We start from the raw sequence: 17,858 nt of genomic DNA on the forward strand, positions 1-17,858 counted from the left end.
CGGGCTCGATGGGGCCGAGCGCTTCGTTGCAATGGCGCGCGCCGAGACCGGCTGCGACGTGTGGCAGCAGGATTTTCTGCGCCTCGACTTACCGGACGCACAATTTGACGGCATTTTCGCTAACGCCGCCTTGTTTCATGTACCGAGTCAGGACTTGCCGCGCGTACTTCGGCAGTTGTACTCGACGCTGAAGCCCGGCGGTGTGCTATTCAGCTCGAACCCGAGAGGCGCGAATCAAGAGGGCTGGAGCCTCGGCCGTTACGGCGCTTTCCATGATCTCGAAGCGTGGCGCCGATATATGGCGGACGCGGGCTTCGTCGAACTCGAGCACTATTACCGGCCCGCTGGCCTACCGCGTGAGCAGCAGCCCTGGCTCGCAAGCGTGTGGCGCAAAGCCGGTCACCTGACCGGTCATATCATTCCCAATACAGATAGCCCGCCTTGAGCGTCGCCGGCTTCGCCGGGAACAATGGGCCGGACAGCCGCTGTCTTTCACGACAGTGGTCGCCTGGTCGGCCTAAGCCGACACAACGGATCGCCCACTGCCCACCCTTGTACGCTCCGATGAGTGCGCATAGCACACCACGTGTTGCCCTAGGACAAATTCACACCGATCCCGCAGCGGGGCCTCGGCCGCAACGCGTTACACGTGCCAGGCGCAACCTCGCCCGGGCCGAGCGAGCAGCCAGGAACCGCACGTGACCTCGTCCAAGCGCATGACCGACGGCATAAACGACAGATGACAGCAAAGTGCTATAATTGACGTCACTGAAAGCACGGATGGAGATTTGACAATGGCTGTTCTGACTGTACGCAACGTGCCGGACGAGGTGCATCGTGCCTTAAGGCTTCGTGCTGCGCAGCACGGGCATAGCACCGAGGCCGAGGTTCGAGCGATTCTTTCAAGCGCGGTAAAGCCAGAAAAGCGTGTGCGCTTGGGCGATGCTTTGGCGGCCTTAGGCCGCAAGGTCGGTCTAACAAATGAGGACTTGGCGATCTTTGACCAAACACGGGATAAGACACCGGCTGAGCCGATGAGGTTTGAATGATCGTTCTGGATACCAACGTGGTTTCCGAAGCGATGAAACCTGAGCCGGACGCAACCGTTCGAGCATGGCTCAACGAGCAGACCGCCGAAACCCTCTACTTGTCGAGCGTGACGCTAGCCGAATTGCGGTTTGGTATCGCGGTGCTGCCGACCGGTAAGCGTAAAAGCGCCCTGACTCATTCAGTGGATGGCTTATTCGGCCTGTTCGAGGGACGTGTGCTGCCGTTTGACGTCAACGCTGCACAGCACTATGCCGAACTGGCAGCGACGGCAAGAAAGAGCGGGCACGGCTTCCCGACACCGGACGGCTATATCGCCGCCATTGCCGCCTCGCGAGGATTCATCGTCGCGTCCCGCGATACCTCGCCCTACGAAGCGGGCGGACTGCAGGTTATTAATCCCTGGATCCCTACGACCTGATCCGCCCGATCAGTCGAAGCGCGGTGTACCCGTTCCGTGTACCGGCGGAATTTTTATACGGCTGCGGGCGGCTGCCCGGTTAGTCGAACAGCCTGCACGAATCCGATCCACTCGAAGTGTGTTGACATCGAAGGCGACGCCGTCATCGACATCTCACGGTCGCGGCAGTAACGCCCGCCCCCGGAACTCAGAAAGGCGCACGATATTCCCTGCGCCTCCAGCAAGGCGCGCGCTATATCCTGTTGTGACTTGTACGCGGGCATTGATTCAAAAACTCGGAGAGTAATATCCATCCTCCTATGATTTGCATCCCACCGCAAATTCGCGGCTGTGATCGAACCGCTCTGTAAAATCGGACCGTTTCAGTCCGGAACTCGCCGGCAACTCCTTGGAGGTTCGCTGGCCTTTTTCATTTAACGCCCGCAACTTCCGGGACGACAAGGCGCACTCACAGCCATAGTCCGGCGAACTTTCGGGCTTCAACCGTCGATACGACTGACGCTTCCCACCCACACCCTGTTACCCTCGGTCTGGCCCCATTGCGATATGACTTTCCCCCAACCTCGTAACGCTTCTCTTGCTACATGAGCACGCGCACAAGCCCCCCGATGACAACGAACCCGACCGCCACGCAGCCTGTCACCCGCTATACGCGCACGGCAATGACGCTTCACTGGCTGACCGCGCTCGGCATGATCTGCAACGTCGCGCTCGCACTAACCGTCGACTATCTGCCAGACGACTGGATCCGCCCCGTCATAGACACCCATAAGTCCATTGGGATCACGGTCCTGGGGCTTGCAGTGCTGCGCATCCTGTGGCGCATATCGCACCGCCCGCCCGAGCCGCCCCAAGACGCCCCCCGATGGGAGCGCGCTGCCGCGCATGTCGCGCACGTGTTGCTGTACGTGCTGATTTTCGCGCTACCGATCTCCGGCTGGCTTCACGACTCTGCATGGAAGGACGCGGCCACGCATCCGATGTCACTGTTCCACGTAGTGCCATGGTTTCGGATCAACTTCATCATGGATCTACCACCGGCACAGAAGGAACACCTGCACGACGTGTTCGGTGCGATCCACACGTCATTTGCATACATGCTCTACGTCGTGCTCGCACTGCACATCCTGGGCGCGCTGAAGCATAAGCTGATCGACCGCGAGTCGGCGTTGAGCAGAATGCTCCCATGAGCACTACCCCAACGCATAGTTCGACCGAGCAGGGCGTGCCGGTTACGAATTCCAGCTCGCGACGCATGTCGCCAGCTGGCACAGGCGGCGTCCAAGCCTTACGCGCCACGACGCCTGAGGCGCTGGCCAAGGCCCTTGCGCACGCCTCGCCGCGCCTCGCACCGCGCGGAACGCCGCTCGCAAGCGTGCTCATTCACGGCGGCATCTTCGCGCTATGGTTCGTGCTATTTGCCCGCGCCTTCCTGCTGCGCGGCTTGGTTTCATGGTCCATTGGTGTCGCGTATATCGCCTACGACACGCTGCTGCTCTGCTTCGTCGCGTGGAAAACGCTGCCGCTCGCCGGCTCGATCGCGCGGCAAGGCGCGTCGCCGGTACCGAATGGCGGGCCATCGCCAACACTCGGCGCGGTGGTGGCCGCGTACAACGAAGCGGCCGTCATCCCTGTGACGCTCGATGGGCTGCTGAAGCAAAGCGAGCCCCTGCAGCAGATCGTGTTCGCCGACGACGGCTCTACTGACGCGACAATCGAGGTGCTGACGCAGCGGTACGGCCTCGTGCAGGCACCCGATGGTGAACTGAGCGCACCGAGCACGCTGTACCCCACGTTGCGATGGCTGCGCGTGCCGCACGGCGGCAAGGCGGCCGCGCTGAATGCAGCGCTCACACATGTCGAGACCGAAACGGTCCTAACGGTCGATGCCGACACGCGGATCGCGCCCGATGCCTGCGCCGCAATGCAACGCGCGTTCGCGAAGGAACCGGAACTGGTCGCCGCCACCGGCATCATCACGCCGATGTGCGCACGCGACACGATGGGCCGTTTCTTCCAGTGGTTTCAAACCTACGAATACATCCGCAACTTCATCTCCCGATTCGCGTGGATGCGCGCGGAAAGCCTGCTGCTCGTGTCGGGCGCATTCGCCTGTTTCCGGCGCGATGCGGTGCTGACGGTCGGCGGATTCGACGGACACTGCCACGTCGAAGATTACGAGTTGATTCACCGGCTGCACCGCTATGCAGTCGAGCACGGCACGACCTGGCGGGTGCGGGTGATCGGCGACGCGCACGCCTACACCGACGCACCGGGCACCGTCCGCAGCTTTTTGCGTCAACGCCGCCGTTGGTTCGCAGGCTTCCTGCAGACGCAATACTGGAACCGCGACATGATTGCCAACGGTCGCTACGGACAACTCGGTCTTCTCATGCTGCCCGTCAAGGCGTTCGATACGCTACAGCCCATTTATGGCCTCACCGCGATCGGGCTGCTGTTGATGTTCCTCGTGCAGGGCAGGCTCGGCGTCGCCCTATCGGTATCGGGCGTAATCGTCGCGAAAATCATCGTCGACTTCGCTTTCCACCTGTGGTCAGTACACCTTTACCGGCGCTGGACCGGCGATAGGCGAAATTCAAGCCTTGTCTCGGCATTCATCGCATCGGTATTTGAGCCGTTCAGCTTCCAAGTGCTGCGTCACACTGGCGCCGCGCTGGGCTGGCTGCACGTCCTCGGCCGCCGCAAGCGGTGGGGGGCGCAGGAACGCACGGGGTTGATTGACACGACTTACCCCTGAGGCCTTGTTCATTTCTGCGCTCGCCAAGGTGCGACGCCGATGTCGTTGAAAGCCCCGTCAGAATCGCGGGGCTTTACATGATGCGCCGGCAACTGTTACGCGACCTCAAACAAGCCGGCGGCGCCCATGCCGCCGCCGACGCACATGGTCACGACCACATATTTCACGCCGCGCCGCTTCCCTTCGATCAGCGCATGCCCAACGAGCCGAGACCCCGTCATCCCGTAAGGATGTCCGAGCGAAATCCCGCCTCCGTTGACATTGAAGGTATCGGGATCGATGCCGAGCGCATCGCGGCAATAAAGCGCCTGGCATGCGTAGGCTTCGTTGAGCTCCCACAGCCCGATATCCGAGACTTTCAAGCCGTGATGCTTGAGCAGCTTCGGTACGGCGTAGATCGGGCCGATGCCCATCTCCTCAGGCGAAAGGCCCGCCACCGCGATACCGCGGTAGATTCCCAGCGGCTGAAGTCCGCGTCGCTCCGCAAGCTGCGCATCCATGACGACGCACGCCGATGCGCCATCCGATAGCTGGCTCGCATTGCCCGCGGTGATAACGCCGCCGTCCATCACGGGTTTCAGTCCTGCAAGCCCCCCCAGCGTCGTATCAGGCCGGTTTCCTTCGTCTGCCGATAGCGTCACTTCTTTGTACGACACCGCACCCGTCGCCTTATCCACGAGTTTCATCGTGGTCGCGATGGGGACGATCTCGTCGTCGAATTTCCCCGCTGCCTTGGCGGCCGCCGTGCGCTGCTGAGACTGCAATGAATACTCGTCCTGGCTTTCGCGCGTTATCGCGTACTTGATCGAAACGACCTCGGCCGTTTGCAGCATCGCCATATACATATGCTCCGCCCGGCGAATGACGTTCTCGTCCCGTTCCTTATATGCCCACTCGATAAAGGGGCTATTCAGTGCCGAGATGTTCTCTTGTCCGCCGGCGACCACGACATCCATGCCGTCGACCATGACCTGCTTGGCCGCGGTAGCGATGGCCATTAATCCGGACGCGCATTGACGATCCATGGTCTGCCCAGCCACACCGACGCCGAGCCCTGCCGCCACCCCGGCGATACGCGCCAGATTCATCCCGGCGGTGCCGGCAGGCAACGCAGAGCCGATAATGATATCGTCGATCTCGTCACTATCGACGCCCGCCCGGCTTACCGCATGGCGGATGGCGTGGCCGAGCATCGTCGGCGATTTGATGTTGTTTAACGAACCGCGAAACGCTTTACCGATAGGGGTACGCGCCGTCGATACAATCACTGCTTCTTTCATTTAGCACTCCTAATTTACTATCGCTGATGCATACGTGATTTGGTCAACCGCCGGCCACGCCATCGGCGATCTGATTTCGTAGCGGCAACAGTCCTATTGCACGCTTTATCTGGACGGCGCTTGCGCCGTCGGTAGCGCCATTGCGCTGAACTGCTCCCGAATGCGGTTCTTCAGCACTTTTCCGGTCGCGCCGATCGGCAGTGCGTCGACGAAGACGACATCGTCCGGCGTCCACCATTTGGCGATCTTGCCTTCGTAAAATCGGATCAGATCTTCCTTGCTGATCTCCATGCCGGGCTTTTTCACCACGACGAGTAGCGGGCGCTCCTCCCACTTGGGATGGGCCACACCGATGCATGCCGCCTGATACACCGCCGGGTGCGCCATCGCAATGTTCTCCAAGTCGAGGGAGCCGATCCACTCGCCACCCGACTTGATGACATCCTTGCTGCGGTCGGTAATCTGCATGTAGCCGTCCGGATCGATCGTCGCGACATCGCCTGTAGGGAACCATCCATCCGCCAATACGTTGCCGCCCTCGCCCTTGAAGTAGCTGTCGACGACCCATGGCCCCTTGACCAATAGATGGCCGGAACTTTTTCCGTCCCAAGGCAATTCGCTGCCCTCGTCGTCCATCACTTTCATGTCGACGCCGAACAGCACATGGCCCTGCTTGGCGATAACAGCGTCCTTTTCCTGCGCCGAAAGAGGCAGATGATGGTTCTGCAGCGTGGACATCGTGCCGCACGGCGACATTTCGGTCATCCCCCATCCGTGCCAGACTTCGACACCGAATTGCTCGCGAAACGTCGTGATCATGGCGGAAGGACAAGCCGCACCGCCAATATTGACGCGGGCGAGCGAGGAGAACTTCAACTTGTTCTCACTCATGTAGGTCAGCAGGCTGAGCCAAACAGTCGGCACGCCGGTGGAAAACGTGACGCGCTCCCGTTCGAAAAGCTCATAGATCGACTTTCCGTCGAGCGCGGCACCGGGAAGGACAAGCTTCGCCCCCGCCATCGGCACCGAATACGCAAGGCCCCAGGCGTTGACATGAAACATCGGTACGATCGGTGCGACGACATCGCGCGAGGAGACGCACAATGCGTCGGGCATCGCCGAGGCGTAGGAATGCAGGATAGTCGACCGATGGGAGTACAACACCCCCTTCGGATTGCCTGTCGTGCCCGACGTGTAGCACAAGCTCGAGGCGGAGTGCTCGTCGAACTGCGGCCATTCGTACCGATCGGAGCTCTGCTCGATCAGATCTTCGTAACACAGCAGGTTGGCAATCTTGCTTTGCACCGGCATGCGCTCGCGCTCGCACATCATCACGAAAGCCTTGACCGTCTTGCATTGCGCAGCGAACGTTTCGACCAGCGGCAGGAAGGTGACATCGAAGAACAGATACTGATCTTCCGCATGATTCGCAATGTACGCAATCTGGTCAGCGTGCAGGCGCGGGTTGACGGTATGCATCACCGCCCCCGAGCCGGAAATCGCGTAATACAACTCCAGATGCCGGTATCCGTTCCACGCCAACGTGGCCACGCGATCTCCCATGCTTACGCCCAGACTCCCGAGCGCATTGGCCATCTGGCGCGAACGCCTGTGGCAGTCGCGATAGGTGTACCGATGAAAATCGCCTCCGGGCGGCCGAGATGCGATGACGTTACCACCAAAATAGCGGTCCGCGTGCCGGATGATGTTGGAGATGAGCAGCGGCTGGCTCATCATCAGGCCCATTACCGGGCTCTTTGGATAAGGCGACATGGTGTCGGCGGGGGAGCAGACGACGCTGTCCTTGCTCATGGTGATCCTCGATCTGATTGAGTCATTTCTATTTCGTTGGCCCCGCGTCAAGTAGGTGAGGTAGGCGTCGTCAGAACCGGTATCCGATCATCAAACCAAACACGTCGGGATTGGCCTTGACGTCGATGGACCGGGAAATGTTGCCGAAACCGGGGGTAGCGGTGGTCAGCGTGGCTGTCGTTTTCATCCAGTAATGGATATACGAGAGATCGAGAACCCAACGCTTCGTGATCAGATATTCCACTCCCAGCCGCGCGACAGGCCCCCAGGCATCTTTAATCTTGACGGAGGTGGACGTCCCTTGGAATGTGTTTGTGTAAGTGGAGGTGACGCTGCCGTTCGTGAAGAATGTGTAGTGCACACCCAGCCCCACGTAAGGCCGAATTCCATGGAAGTCTGTGAAGGTATACGTCGCAAACAACGCCGGGAACCAGACCTTGGCAGTGACAATATCTCCGGTCCCCGCAGCGACGCCGGCCCCTTGCATGTGTACGGTCGGCGGAATTCCCCCTTGAAACATGATCGACCAATGATTCCACAGCAACCGTTGATAGCTGAACGCACCCATGGTTAGGTTCTTTAAACCGGCCTGAAGACCGGGTGGGGTGGTGCCCGGCGGCCCCGTCAGATCTCCCGATTGCGTATTGAAACGGGCGGTGGCCCCGCCCAGCTTCACCGTATTCGAAAATTCATCGGTTGGGGCGTTTGCCGATTCTTCGGCTCGCGCGCTGACGCATGCGCAAGCAATCGATAATCCCGTAATCAGGGCCGTGATTTTCTGGCTGCGTTCCATCATGTGTCTCCACCTCTCTCCGTCTATTTATGTGACTGACCGCAAGGCATGCTTCCATGCCTTGTCCGGGCAGCTTCCTCGAGTTACGGCCTTAAGTCGGCCGTCGTGTCGCGCTAAGCCGCATCGCGGCGAGGGGCGCAAACCTGGGGGGACGCCGGCAAGGTCTTAGCCTCTTTTGCACCGGCCACCAGAAGTAGGCTCGGCACCGCGACGCCATTCTTGACTGCTACGATTTCCGCAAGAATCGATAGCGCGATCTCCGGCGGGGTACGGCTGCCGATGTAAATCCCGGCGGGACCGCGCAGCCGGTCCAACACTTCGTCGGCCAAATCGAAGTACTCTTTGAGGCGTGCGCGCCGTAACGCGTTATTGGCTCGCGAGCCCAGCGCACCCACATAAAACGCGGGCGTTTTCAAGGCGTCCATCAACGCCAGATCGTCCAGCTTCGGGTCATGAGTCAAGGCGACGACGGCGCATCGCTCGTCGAGCTGCATCTCCTGTACTGCGTCATCGGGCATGCAACGCAATAGCGTTGCGCCAGCCACCTCGAAGCCGTCGGCGTATTCGGCGCGCGGATCGCAGATTGTGACGTCGAAGCCGAGGCCAATCGCCGATTCGCAGAGGTACTGCGACAACTGCCCTGCTCCAATGACAAGCAGCCGAAAGGCAGGCCCTAGTACCTGGTCCAGATAGCGGCCATCGAAGCTGAGCTCGGCCACGTGGCTCGGGGTAGTCACCTCCACTGCGCCGGTCGTTATGTCGTGCCGCCGACGCGTCAGCTGTCGCGCCGACACCCGACTCAGCAATTGCGCGACCGCACTGCGCTCCGCCAATGGCTCAAGCACGAGTTGCAGCGTTCCGCCGCATGGCAGACCGAACTTGTGGGCTTCTTCGGCGGCGACACCGAAGCTGATGGAACACGGCAAGCCATCAGGGACCAATGAACCGAAACCGCTTTCCTGCACCGTGGCGATCAGGTGGTCCTCTATGCAACCGCCCGATACCGATCCCGCCACACGGCCGTCATCGCGTAACGCCATCATTGCGCCGATCGGACGCGGCGACGATCCCCACGTGCGTACGACGGTAACCAGCAAGACTGCGTGCGCTTCTTCCAGCCAGGCGGCGCAGGTCCGCAGGACGTGCAGATCGTCCGCGTCCATGATCAATGAACCCACAGCGCGAATGCAGTCGCTGCGGCCGCGCTTAGCGCCACCACAGCCCACAACTTTTTCGCTTCCGGCGATCGATGTTCGCCAGGAGCGTCAGAGCGATCCTCCGTCATGCGCTCGACCGACGCCCGCAACCGCGCCTCGATCGCCGCAAAAAAGACCTTGCCGATCTTCAATGCGATCGTCTCGATCACCCTTGATCCGGCCTTCGCGACGTAACCGCGGACTTCGGCGCGCAACTGGTATCGCACACGCGTCCGCGCGCCTTCATCGATCAGGGAGACGGTGGCCGAGCCCGTTGTCCCCCGCTGCCCGGCAAACGACACGGTGTAGCGTGTCGGCATATGGACGTTACTGACTCGAAGCGTGCTTCTGAACCGCATACCCAGCGGTCCCATCGGCGCGAGGACGACAGCCAACGTATCCAACCGTACCCGATCCAAGGACTGACACCCGGGAATGCATGCCTTGAGCACTTCGTGATCGGTCAGCGAGTTGAAGGTCGCCAGGATCGGCGCGGCAATCCATTGTTCTCCGGCAAGTTCGACCACTGTGCCGGCCTCGACGGCACGCGGTTTCGCGGAACCCGCCTCGCGCACCGGCTCAACGTTCAGCCCGATGCGCGTGACCCTTTGCTCGATCAGTTTCGGGTCTATTCCAGCCTCGCGCACCGACGGGAAGTTAACCGGCTGCGCCGCTGCGGTAGTCGCGAGCAGCCGCAACTTCTTGGGCTCGCCGCTCTCGCGGCCGGCAAGGATCTCGTCGGCGGTCGCCTTCGCCGCTGCAGGCCCCAGGCGCGCTTCGAACGCGGAAAAGAAGTCTTCCGTGATCTTCGATGCGGCGGCATTGATCAGACGCGAGCCAACCTGTGCCAGGCGGCCCCCGACTTGCGCCCGCGACGAGTAACGCAGCAGCGTATGATCGCCGCGTTCCGCAAGAAAGACGTCTGCCGAGCCTCGGCCGAAGCCGGCGATGCCGCCTTGTCCCTCGAAGGACAACACATAGCGATGCGGTGCCTGCACGTCGCTTAATTTCACCGTGCCCTTGAAGCGTGCGCTAACGGGCCCGATCCGCGCCGCCAGCACCGCCGTCATCACGTCCGGCTCGACTCGCTCCAGCGATTCGCATCCGGCAATGCACGACTTCAGCACCTCCGGGTCGTTCAATGCCTCCCACGTCGAGGCAATCGGTGCAGGGATCAGTCTTTCCCCAGTCAGTTCCATTTGTTTCTCCAGCGGGAATCAATGAGATCCATCCGTCGACATCGCATCGGCCAGCGCTCGCCGCAGCATCGTTCGGCCAAGCTGTGTCCGGTAGTCCGCATCCGCGAAGCGATCCTCGAGCGCGGCGATCCCATCGAACGCCAAATCGAGCAAATGCCCGGTCTGCTCCGGCTGACCGGTGTATCCAGCCAACGCTGCCTCAGCCGCTTTCGCGCGGTAGACGTGATCGGCAAACCCTGTCACCGCAATGCGCCCTCCTGTGCATCGCCCCGCCTGCACGCCGAGTGCAACCGCCACGCCGACGACCGCGTAGCCGGACGCAGGATGGCGAAATTTGCGATAGGCCACACGCTGGCCGGGGCCCATCGGAATGCGCAAGCGCACGATGATTTCGTCTGATGCCAGATCGGTTTCGAAGAGACCCTTGAAGAAGGAATCTGCCGCGATCGAACGTGGTCCGTTTGCACCGACGATGTCGATCGTCGCGTCGAGGGCCAGCATGGCGGCCGGCCAATCTGCGGAAGGATCGGCGTGCGCGAGTGAGCCGCCGATAGTGCCGCGGTTGCGCACCGTCGGATCTGCGATCTGGTGGCCGACAACCGCAAACATCGGTGCGACGCTGGCCAATTCGGCATGGTGTTCGAGCTCGGCATGCGTGGTCGCGGCGCCGACGACGATTTCGTTCGTGCCGATCGTGATGCCACGAAGATCGGTCAACTCACTGACGTCGATCAGCGTGCTCGGATCCGCGAGGCGCAGCTTCATCATCGGGAGCAGCGAATGCCCGCCACTCAGCAACTTTGCGCCCTCGCCCCCTTGGGCCAGCAGGGCAATCGCCTCCGACAAGCTGCTCGGACGCACGTACTCAAATGCACGCGGAATCACGCTGGCCTCCTTTGTTCGACCGATGCGGCGCGGATGGCGCGCCACACCTTAGGCGGTGTCAACGGCATATCGATGTGGGTGATGCCGAATCCGCTGAGCGCGTCGCAAACCGCGCCGACGATGACGGTCGGCGCGCCCACACAGCCGGCTTCGCCCACGCCCTTGACACCAAGCGGGTTCAATGGCGTCGTGGTGACTTGGTAGCGGGTGCGCATTCGTGGAATCTGCTCGCTCTTGGGCACCGCGTAGTCAAGTAGCGAGCCTGTCAGCAGTTGCCCGTTTTCGTCGTATTCGGCGCCTTCATACAACGCCTGGCCAATGCCCTGTGCGATACCGCCGTGCATTTGGCCATCGCACAGCAAGGGATTGATGACGTTTCCGATATCGTCGACGGCGACGTAGTCGAGAATGCTCACGACACCGGTTTCGATGTCGACTTCCACTACGGCGGCATGACTGCCGAACGGCGTGACACCGTTTTCCGGCTGGTAGAACACCGTTTCTTCCAAGCCCGGGGCCATGCCATGCGGCAGAGCGGAGCCCACGTAGGCCATGCGCGCGACCTGGGCGAACTCGACGCACCGCTCGGGTTGTGAGCTCACAAAGAAGGTGCCTGCGGTATAACCCACCTCTTCGGGCTTGGCGTCCAGCATTTCAGCCGCGATCGCAGTAGCCTTGGTGATCACCTTCTTAGCCGCCATGTGCGCTGCGGAGCCGCCAACCGGCATAGACCTCGAATTGAACGTGCCGTGCCCGGCCGGGACGCGATCCGTGTCACCGTAGACGACGTCGATGTGATCCATCGGCAACTCCAGCGCGTCGCCCACGATCTGGGCGTATGACGTGGCATGCCCGTGCCCTTGCGGCATCGAGCCTGTGAATAGCGTCGCCTTGCCGTCGGAATGGACCCGCAACAGCGCGCTTTCCCATCCGCCACGATCGAATCCGATCCACTTGAGCGCGATAGAATTGCCCATGCCGACCATTTCCATGTAGCAGGTGACGGCAATGCCCACATAGCGCCCCTGCGCACGCAAAGCGGCCTGTCGCTCACGCCATTCGCCGTAGCCGATCGCTTTCACGGCGGCTTCGAGACAGCCCTCGTAGTTACCGGTGTCCCACGTGAAGACGGGATGCTCGTAGGGGTGATACGGAAACTGATGCTTTCGGATCAGATTGATCTGGCGCAACTCGACCGGATCGATGCCGAGCTCGGCTGCGACCGCATCCATCGTTCGTTCGATGAGATAGCTGGCCTCCGGCCGACCGGCGCCGCGGTACGCATCCACCGGCGTCGTGTTCGTCGTCACCAGGCGCATTTCTCCGTCCAACGCCGGTATGTCGTAGTTGCCACACGCGAACGACACCGTGTTGATGGTCGGAATGCCCGTTCCCATATTCGACAGATAGGCACCGAGGTTGGCCAACGAACGCATCTTGATGCCGAGCACGCGCCCATCTTTCCTGACGGCCGCTTCGATATATTCGATGTGTGCCCGGCCGTGGGTAGTCGCCACGTGCGCCTCGCTGCGCGTCTCGGTCCAGCCCACGGGCCGACCGAAATGCCTCGCGGCGAACGCAACAAGAATCTCCTCGGCGTAAAAGTGCATCTTTGCCCCGAACCCGCCGCCGATGTCGGGCGCAACAAGATGAATCTTATGCTCCGGCCAGTCCAGGGTTTCAGCCAGCCAGCGCCGGGACATATGCGGCACCTGCGACGGCAGGTAGATCGTGAGCCTGTCGTCGTTCGTGTCGAACACCGCGCGGACCGCGCGTGGCTCGATCGGGCTCGGAATCAGCCGGTTGTTGACTAGCCGTACCTTGACCAGCTTGTCGGCCGAGGCGGCCGCCGCAGCATAATTGCCGCCGCCCGCTCGATAGACACTGATCAGATTGCCCGGCACGTTGTCGTGCAGTTGGGGCGCCTGCGGCTCGAGCGCGGCCTCTTCGTCGACCACGGCGGGCAGCACGTCGTAATCGACAATGATGGCTTCGAGCGCATCAGCCGCTTGCTGGCGTGTTTCAGCCACCACGAATGCCACCGCTTCGCCGACGTAACGCACGCGTTCATCGGCAAGCGGAGGATGCGGTGGAACCTTCGCGTCCCCCACAACCCAATTCGGTCGGATGTCGCCGACCTTGCCGCGCAGATCCGCATAGGTCAACACGCCTATCACGCCTTCCATGGCGAGCGCCGGCGAGGTATCGATCGATTTGATCCGTGCGTGTCCATGGGGCGAGCGCAAAACCATTGCGCAGGTCAGCCCGTCGATCGCGATGTCGTCGGTAAATCGCCCGCGGCCGGTTAGCAACCGCGGATCCTCTCGGCGGATCACCGGTTGCCCGACAAAGCGTGTCGGTGTCGCTGCATGATCGAACGTGGTCATAGCGTCCCCTCTTCCGGCTTGCCGGATGCGCCGACCGCCTCATTGCGACGGCTCGCGGCCAGCAGAACCGCATCCACGATGTTTTGATACCCCGTGCAGCGACACAGATTGCCGTGCAATGCGTCGCGTACCTGAGCTTCGGTCGGGTTGGGAACCCGGTCCAACAGCGCCTGTGCGGCGAAGATCATCCCGGGCGTGCAGAAGCCGCATTGCAGCCCGTGCATCTCGGTGAAAGCTTGTTGGAGCGGCGTCATGTTCTTCGGCGTGCCCAGACCCTCGATGGTGGTCACGCTGTGCCCCTGCGCCTGAACCGCCAGGACCGTGCACGACTTGACTGTCTTACCGTCCATTCGAACCGTGCAGGCACCGCATTGCGACGTGTCGCAGCCGATGTGCGTTCCCGTCATGCGCGCGTGGTCGCGCAGAAAATGCACAAGCAGTTCTCGCGGTTCGATGACTGCGCTTATCGGTGCGCCGTTGACCGTAATGGTGACTGGTTGTCGTGTCATCTCGCCCCCTCAATTTGCGCGGTCGATGCACCGAAACCGATCGACTTGTAGCCGTCGCGACCGCAGACGCCGCGCAGCCAAACGATGTCGCCGTCTTCAAGAAAGCGGCGCGTTTCCCCCGACGGCAAGCGCAGCGGCGTCTTGCCCACGTCGGTGAGTTCCAACATGCATCCGCTGTTCTCACGTTCGACGCCAGAGACGGTTCCACTGGACAGCAAGTCCGCCGTGCGCAGGTTGCATCCATTGCTGGCGTGGTGGGTGATCATCTGCGCCAGCGTCCAGTACTGCTCACTGAACTGCGGACGCGTTAACACCACCGGCTCCAAACCATTTTTCCGCATCGCAGCAGTCTGTAGATGCACCTCGAGCGAAATCGAAATCCCCCCTTCGGCCGCATGCCTCGGCGAAGTGAGCGCAGACGACAGCGGTGGGTCTTCCGGGCCGCGAGCCGGCGCGGCTACGCGGAAAGGCGCCAGTGCCTCCAGGGTGACCAGCCACGGTGACACCGTCGTCATGAAGCTTTTGGCCAGGAACGGCCCCAAGGGGTAGCTTTCCCAGAACTGAATATCGCGCGCCGACCAGTCGTTGACGAGGCAGAGCCCGAACATGTGGTCCTCGGCCTCGTCGATTGAAATCGTCGATCCCAGAGCGTTGCCGCGCCCGATCAGACACCCCACTTCAAGTTCGAAGTCGAGCGATTGGGTGGGCACGTACCCCTGCACCGTCACCGCCGCGTCGGCAGGCGCGGTTTGTCCGCGAGGCCGTATGCACGGGACTCCGCTCTCGACCACGCTGGACGCACGGCCGTGATAGGCGATCGGCATGTTCCTGAAGTTCGGCGCCACGGGCATATCGGCCCGCATCAGTTCGCCAGCGCGACGCGCATGGTGAATCGACGTGAAAAAATCTGTGAAGTCGCCGATCTGCACCGGCAGCCGCATGCGCACCTCGCGCATGGGACGCAGGCACGTGGCGGCCGCCTCTTGATGCTGACTATCCGCCCGCAACAGCCCGAACACGGCGTGCCGCAGTGCGCCGCTCGCGCGGCGGCCGTGCCGCATCAGCGCATTGAGGTCCGTCATGCGCAACTCGATTGCGAACTCGGCCAGCTCGGGTAACACGTTGCTATCCAGGGCAGCGGCGATATCCAGAACGTGGTCGCCGATTGCCACACCGATCCGCCGCTGCGTCGACTGGCCGTACTCGAAGACGCCGAGCGGCAGATTCTGAATCGGGAATTCCGCATTCGGCGAATTAGCGCCATCGACCCAACTGGATGCAGCCGGGTCGTGGGTATGATCGATCGCTTGATTCATGACGTTGCCTATTGAGCGCATGCCGCGACGGTGCCGGCAGCCGCATCGGCCGCTAACGTGGCTGGCGATACGTGGCTCTCCACACTCGGACGTTGATGCGGGTGCTCGACCAGGGCCCCCGCCTCGACCAAGGCATCGATCTCCGACATGCTCATGCCCAGTTCAGCGAATACATCGGCGTTGTGTTCGCCGCGAAACGCAGGAGCGGACGGCGCATCCAGCGTGTCCGAGGAGAATCGCCATGGCCGCCCGTGCAGGCGATAGGTGCCGCCGTGGCGGTCAGGCACGTCGATGACGGCGCCCCAGTACTCCGCCCATTCGGTTTCCGCCGCGTCCTGCATGGTGCGGATCTCACCGATCGCGATCTTCGACTCGTCCAGCTGGGCATCAAGCGAGGCCATGTCGCGAAAGGTCAACATCCATGTTTGGACGATGGCATGAAGCGTGTCATAGTTCTGAGCACGAAGTGCCGCGGTGGCGAAACGGGGATCGCTTCCGAGATCGTTACGGCGCATCGCACGCAGATACTGCGGGAACGTCAGGCTACCCACAAGGCTTGCCGGCGTGAGGAAACGCTCGCCCTTCGGGCCGACAAAGAATGCGCCGTCGGTGGCGCCGAGGATGGCCGGTTCCGCGCCCGTATCGATGCCCGCAATGTCCACGTGTGCGCGCTCATTGATCGCCATCATGACTGCGGCCATTGCGACGTCGATGTACTGACCGCGCCCGGTGACCTCCCGCCGATGCACGGCGGCCAGCACAGCAATGGTGGCCTGCAGGCCCGCATAGACATCGGCATGCGATAGCGGGTCGGGTCGCAGCTTGGCGAGCGCATCGCCATAATGACGCAATGTGTTGTGCGTGAAGCCGATCTCTGCCTGCACGGTGGGCGCGTAGGCCATGCGTGAAGCCCAGGGTCCGCCCTGGCCGTACCCGGAGATCGACACGTAGATCAACCTCGGGTTGATCTTCGAAATCTCCTCGTAGTCGAGTCCGAAGAATTTCAGGGTGCCCGCGCGGAAGTTCTCCACGAAGATGTCCGCATCCTCGCAAAGCTTCAGCACCAGTTCGCGCGCGCCGCGCACATTGAGATCGATGCTGACGTTGCGCTTGCCGACATTCTGCTGCGCATAGTAGCCCGACATGCCGTCCGTGCAGGGAAAGGAAAAGCGGGAAACATCCGGCCGCGGCGGTTCGACTTTGACGACTTCCGCGCCCAGGTCGGCCAACGTGCGTGCACACAGCGGCCCCGCCAGTACGCGCGACAGATCGACGACCTTCAGCCCTTGCAGTGGTCCGGCCATGATCAGCGCCCCTCGAATTTAGCCATGCCGGGCCCTTCCGCCAGGAAGGACTTGAGCCCGACCTCGACGTCCCGGGATGCCCAAACCGCCTTTTGCAATTCACCCATGGCCAGGTCGCCCGCCTGCACCCCCTCGTTGGCTGCAATGGCGGCAATCTGCTTGGTCACTTTGTGCGCAACCGTCGGTCCGTTTGCAAACTCCTGAGCCACCGAAAGGGTTGCCGATTCCAGATCATCGTCCGCAACGACCAGATTGATGAGGCCCCACCGCTCGAGTGTTTCGGCGTCGTATCGGCGTCCGAGCATCGACATCTCCTTGGCACGTGCGAGACCGACGCGCTGTACCTGCCGCTGAATAGCGCCCATCAGCGGATTCAATCCCAGCGCGCTTTCGACCGAACCGAGCTTGGCCGATCGAGCCGCGATCACGTAGTCGGAAGCGAGCGCCAATTCGAGCCCTCCGCCCAAACAGGCGCCGTTGACGCTCGCCACGATCGGGATCGGCAACGATTCGAACGCGCTCAGGACATCAATGGGCGTCATCGCCTTCCCGGCACTGACTGCCTCGCCGCCCGGCTGAAGCCCTTTGGCCGCTTGAATGAGACCTTTGAATTGGTCGACGTCCGCACCGGCGCAGAAGTGCCTCAAGTTGCTGCGAAGCACGATGGCGCGGCTACCTGTTTCGACCGCCTCGCGCATCGCCGCCATCAAGGGGACGAGCAGCGTCTCATTCATCAGGTTATACGGGAGGTAGTTCAGGGACAGCACGGTCACGTACCCGTGCTTTTCCTTAAGGACAACGTCTTCGCTCACTCCATCTCTCCTTGTTTTCCGAAAATCTTATCACCGCTAAGATTGAATGAAGATTAGGTTCCAGGTACGTCGACGTCAACCGCGGGCTTTCCCTAAATGGCCGCGCCTGTATTTGTTTTATTTGCTCACACGGAAAGCC

16 protein-coding genes are annotated in these 17,858 nt (G+C 61.7%); 5 read left to right on the plus strand and 11 right to left on the minus strand.

The genetic code is table 11. From position 1 onward, the window contains the following. The 5 genes from ACTHL0_RS08935 to ACTHL0_RS08955 all read left to right on the plus strand — a co-directional run. On the plus strand, positions 1 to 445 hold a 445-nt coding region (locus tag ACTHL0_RS08935), incomplete at its 5' end, for a class I SAM-dependent methyltransferase (protein WP_440566371.1). Positions 446 to 794: 349 nt separating this feature from the next. After that, positions 795 to 1,049, plus strand: coding sequence for a FitA-like ribbon-helix-helix domain-containing protein (locus tag ACTHL0_RS08940; protein ID WP_440566372.1), 255 nt, complete (start codon positions 795 to 797; stop codon positions 1,047 to 1,049). After that, entirely contained in the window at positions 1,046 to 1,468 is a 423-nt protein-coding gene (locus ACTHL0_RS08945; RefSeq protein WP_440566373.1) for a type II toxin-antitoxin system VapC family toxin, read from the plus strand. The genes ACTHL0_RS08940 and ACTHL0_RS08945 overlap by 4 nt, the downstream gene beginning before the upstream one ends. Before the next feature lie 608 nt (positions 1,469 to 2,076). Continuing rightward, positions 2,077 to 2,658, plus strand: a complete 582-nt coding sequence (locus ACTHL0_RS08950; RefSeq protein ID WP_440566374.1) for a cytochrome b — start codon at positions 2,077 to 2,079, stop codon at positions 2,656 to 2,658. Then, the gene (locus ACTHL0_RS08955) at positions 2,655 to 4,226 is read left to right on the plus strand and encodes a glycosyltransferase family 2 protein (RefSeq protein ID WP_440566375.1); all 1,572 of its coding nucleotides are present in this window, start codon (positions 2,655 to 2,657) and stop codon (positions 4,224 to 4,226) included. The genes ACTHL0_RS08950 and ACTHL0_RS08955 overlap by 4 nt, the downstream gene beginning before the upstream one ends. A 95-nt stretch (positions 4,227 to 4,321) precedes the next feature. Here ACTHL0_RS08955 and ACTHL0_RS08960 read toward each other — a convergent pair whose 3' ends face one another. From ACTHL0_RS08960 to ACTHL0_RS09010, 11 genes are all read right to left on the minus strand, one after another. Further along, on the minus strand, positions 4,322 to 5,506 hold the full coding sequence (locus tag ACTHL0_RS08960; RefSeq protein WP_440566376.1) for an acetyl-CoA C-acyltransferase: 1,185 nt from the start codon (positions 5,504 to 5,506) through the stop codon (positions 4,322 to 4,324). 105 nt (positions 5,507 to 5,611) lie between these two features. Further along, the gene (locus ACTHL0_RS08965) at positions 5,612 to 7,279 is read right to left on the minus strand and encodes a 3-(methylthio)propionyl-CoA ligase (RefSeq protein WP_440566403.1); all 1,668 of its coding nucleotides are present in this window, start codon (positions 7,277 to 7,279) and stop codon (positions 5,612 to 5,614) included. A gap of 109 nt (positions 7,280 to 7,388) precedes the next feature. Continuing rightward, positions 7,389 to 8,114: an OmpW/AlkL family protein gene (locus ACTHL0_RS08970; protein WP_440566377.1), complete on the minus strand. Its 726-nt coding sequence runs from the start codon at positions 8,112 to 8,114 to the stop codon at positions 7,389 to 7,391. A gap of 110 nt (positions 8,115 to 8,224) precedes the next feature. Beyond that, a complete protein-coding gene (locus ACTHL0_RS08975; RefSeq protein ID WP_440566404.1) occupies positions 8,225 to 9,274 on the minus strand; it encodes an XdhC family protein in 1,050 nt (349 codons plus the stop codon). A 2-nt stretch (positions 9,275 to 9,276) separates the two neighbouring features. After that, the gene (locus ACTHL0_RS08980; protein ID WP_440566378.1) at positions 9,277 to 10,506 is read right to left on the minus strand and encodes a CoxG family protein; all 1,230 of its coding nucleotides are present in this window, start codon (positions 10,504 to 10,506) and stop codon (positions 9,277 to 9,279) included. 18 nt (positions 10,507 to 10,524) lie between these two features. Next, positions 10,525 to 11,391: an FAD binding domain-containing protein gene (locus tag ACTHL0_RS08985; RefSeq protein WP_440566379.1), complete on the minus strand. Its 867-nt coding sequence runs from the start codon at positions 11,389 to 11,391 to the stop codon at positions 10,525 to 10,527. Next, complete coding sequence (locus ACTHL0_RS08990) at positions 11,388 to 13,778, minus strand: xanthine dehydrogenase family protein molybdopterin-binding subunit (RefSeq protein ID WP_440566380.1); 2,391 nt, start codon at positions 13,776 to 13,778, stop codon at positions 11,388 to 11,390. The genes ACTHL0_RS08985 and ACTHL0_RS08990 overlap by 4 nt, the downstream gene beginning before the upstream one ends. Further along, complete coding sequence (locus ACTHL0_RS08995) at positions 13,775 to 14,287, minus strand: (2Fe-2S)-binding protein (RefSeq protein WP_440566381.1); 513 nt, start codon at positions 14,285 to 14,287, stop codon at positions 13,775 to 13,777. The genes ACTHL0_RS08990 and ACTHL0_RS08995 overlap by 4 nt, the downstream gene beginning before the upstream one ends. After that, on the minus strand, positions 14,284 to 15,603 hold the full coding sequence (gene fahA / locus ACTHL0_RS09000; protein ID WP_440566382.1) for a fumarylacetoacetase: 1,320 nt from the start codon (positions 15,601 to 15,603) through the stop codon (positions 14,284 to 14,286). The genes ACTHL0_RS08995 and fahA overlap by 4 nt, the downstream gene beginning before the upstream one ends. Positions 15,604 to 15,611: 8 nt before the next feature. Then, complete coding sequence (locus ACTHL0_RS09005) at positions 15,612 to 16,907, minus strand: CaiB/BaiF CoA transferase family protein (RefSeq protein ID WP_440566383.1); 1,296 nt, start codon at positions 16,905 to 16,907, stop codon at positions 15,612 to 15,614. A 2-nt stretch (positions 16,908 to 16,909) separates the two neighbouring features. Next, a complete protein-coding gene (locus tag ACTHL0_RS09010; RefSeq protein ID WP_440566384.1) occupies positions 16,910 to 17,719 on the minus strand; it encodes an enoyl-CoA hydratase/isomerase family protein in 810 nt (269 codons plus the stop codon). Positions 17,720 to 17,858 lie beyond the last annotated feature (139 nt).

Origin of the sequence: Trinickia sp. (genome assembly GCF_051961175.1) — a bacterium.
Classification (GTDB): Bacteria; Pseudomonadota; Gammaproteobacteria; order Burkholderiales; family Burkholderiaceae; genus Trinickia.

What these genes read in the sequence shown, in the direction of transcription:
- ACTHL0_RS08975 (WP_440566404.1), bottom strand. Translation starts at nt 9,274, where the DNA reads ATGGACGCGGACGATCTGCACGTCCTGCGGACCTGCGCCGCCTGGCTG.
- ACTHL0_RS08960 (WP_440566376.1), bottom strand. Translation starts at nt 5,506, where the DNA reads ATGAAAGAAGCAGTGATTGTATCGACGGCGCGTACCCCTATCGGTAAA.
- ACTHL0_RS08965 (WP_440566403.1), bottom strand. Translation starts at nt 7,279, where the DNA reads ATGTCGCCTTATCCAAAGAGCCCGGTAATGGGCCTGATGATGAGCCAG.
- ACTHL0_RS08990 (WP_440566380.1), bottom strand. Translation starts at nt 13,778, where the DNA reads ATGACCACGTTCGATCATGCAGCGACACCGACACGCTTTGTCGGGCAA.
- ACTHL0_RS08940 (WP_440566372.1), top strand. Translation starts at nt 795, where the DNA reads ATGGCTGTTCTGACTGTACGCAACGTGCCGGACGAGGTGCATCGTGCC.
- fahA (WP_440566382.1), bottom strand. Translation starts at nt 15,603, where the DNA reads ATGAATCAAGCGATCGATCATACCCACGACCCGGCTGCATCCAGTTGG.
- ACTHL0_RS08955 (WP_440566375.1), top strand. Translation starts at nt 2,655, where the DNA reads ATGAGCACTACCCCAACGCATAGTTCGACCGAGCAGGGCGTGCCGGTT.
- ACTHL0_RS09005 (WP_440566383.1), bottom strand. Translation starts at nt 16,907, where the DNA reads ATGGCCGGACCACTGCAAGGGCTGAAGGTCGTCGATCTGTCGCGCGTA.
- ACTHL0_RS08950 (WP_440566374.1), top strand. Translation starts at nt 2,077, where the DNA reads ATGACAACGAACCCGACCGCCACGCAGCCTGTCACCCGCTATACGCGC.
- ACTHL0_RS08945 (WP_440566373.1), top strand. Translation starts at nt 1,046, where the DNA reads ATGATCGTTCTGGATACCAACGTGGTTTCCGAAGCGATGAAACCTGAG.
- ACTHL0_RS08970 (WP_440566377.1), bottom strand. Translation starts at nt 8,114, where the DNA reads ATGATGGAACGCAGCCAGAAAATCACGGCCCTGATTACGGGATTATCG.
- ACTHL0_RS08995 (WP_440566381.1), bottom strand. Translation starts at nt 14,287, where the DNA reads ATGACACGACAACCAGTCACCATTACGGTCAACGGCGCACCGATAAGC.
- ACTHL0_RS08980 (WP_440566378.1), bottom strand. Translation starts at nt 10,506, where the DNA reads ATGGAACTGACTGGGGAAAGACTGATCCCTGCACCGATTGCCTCGACG.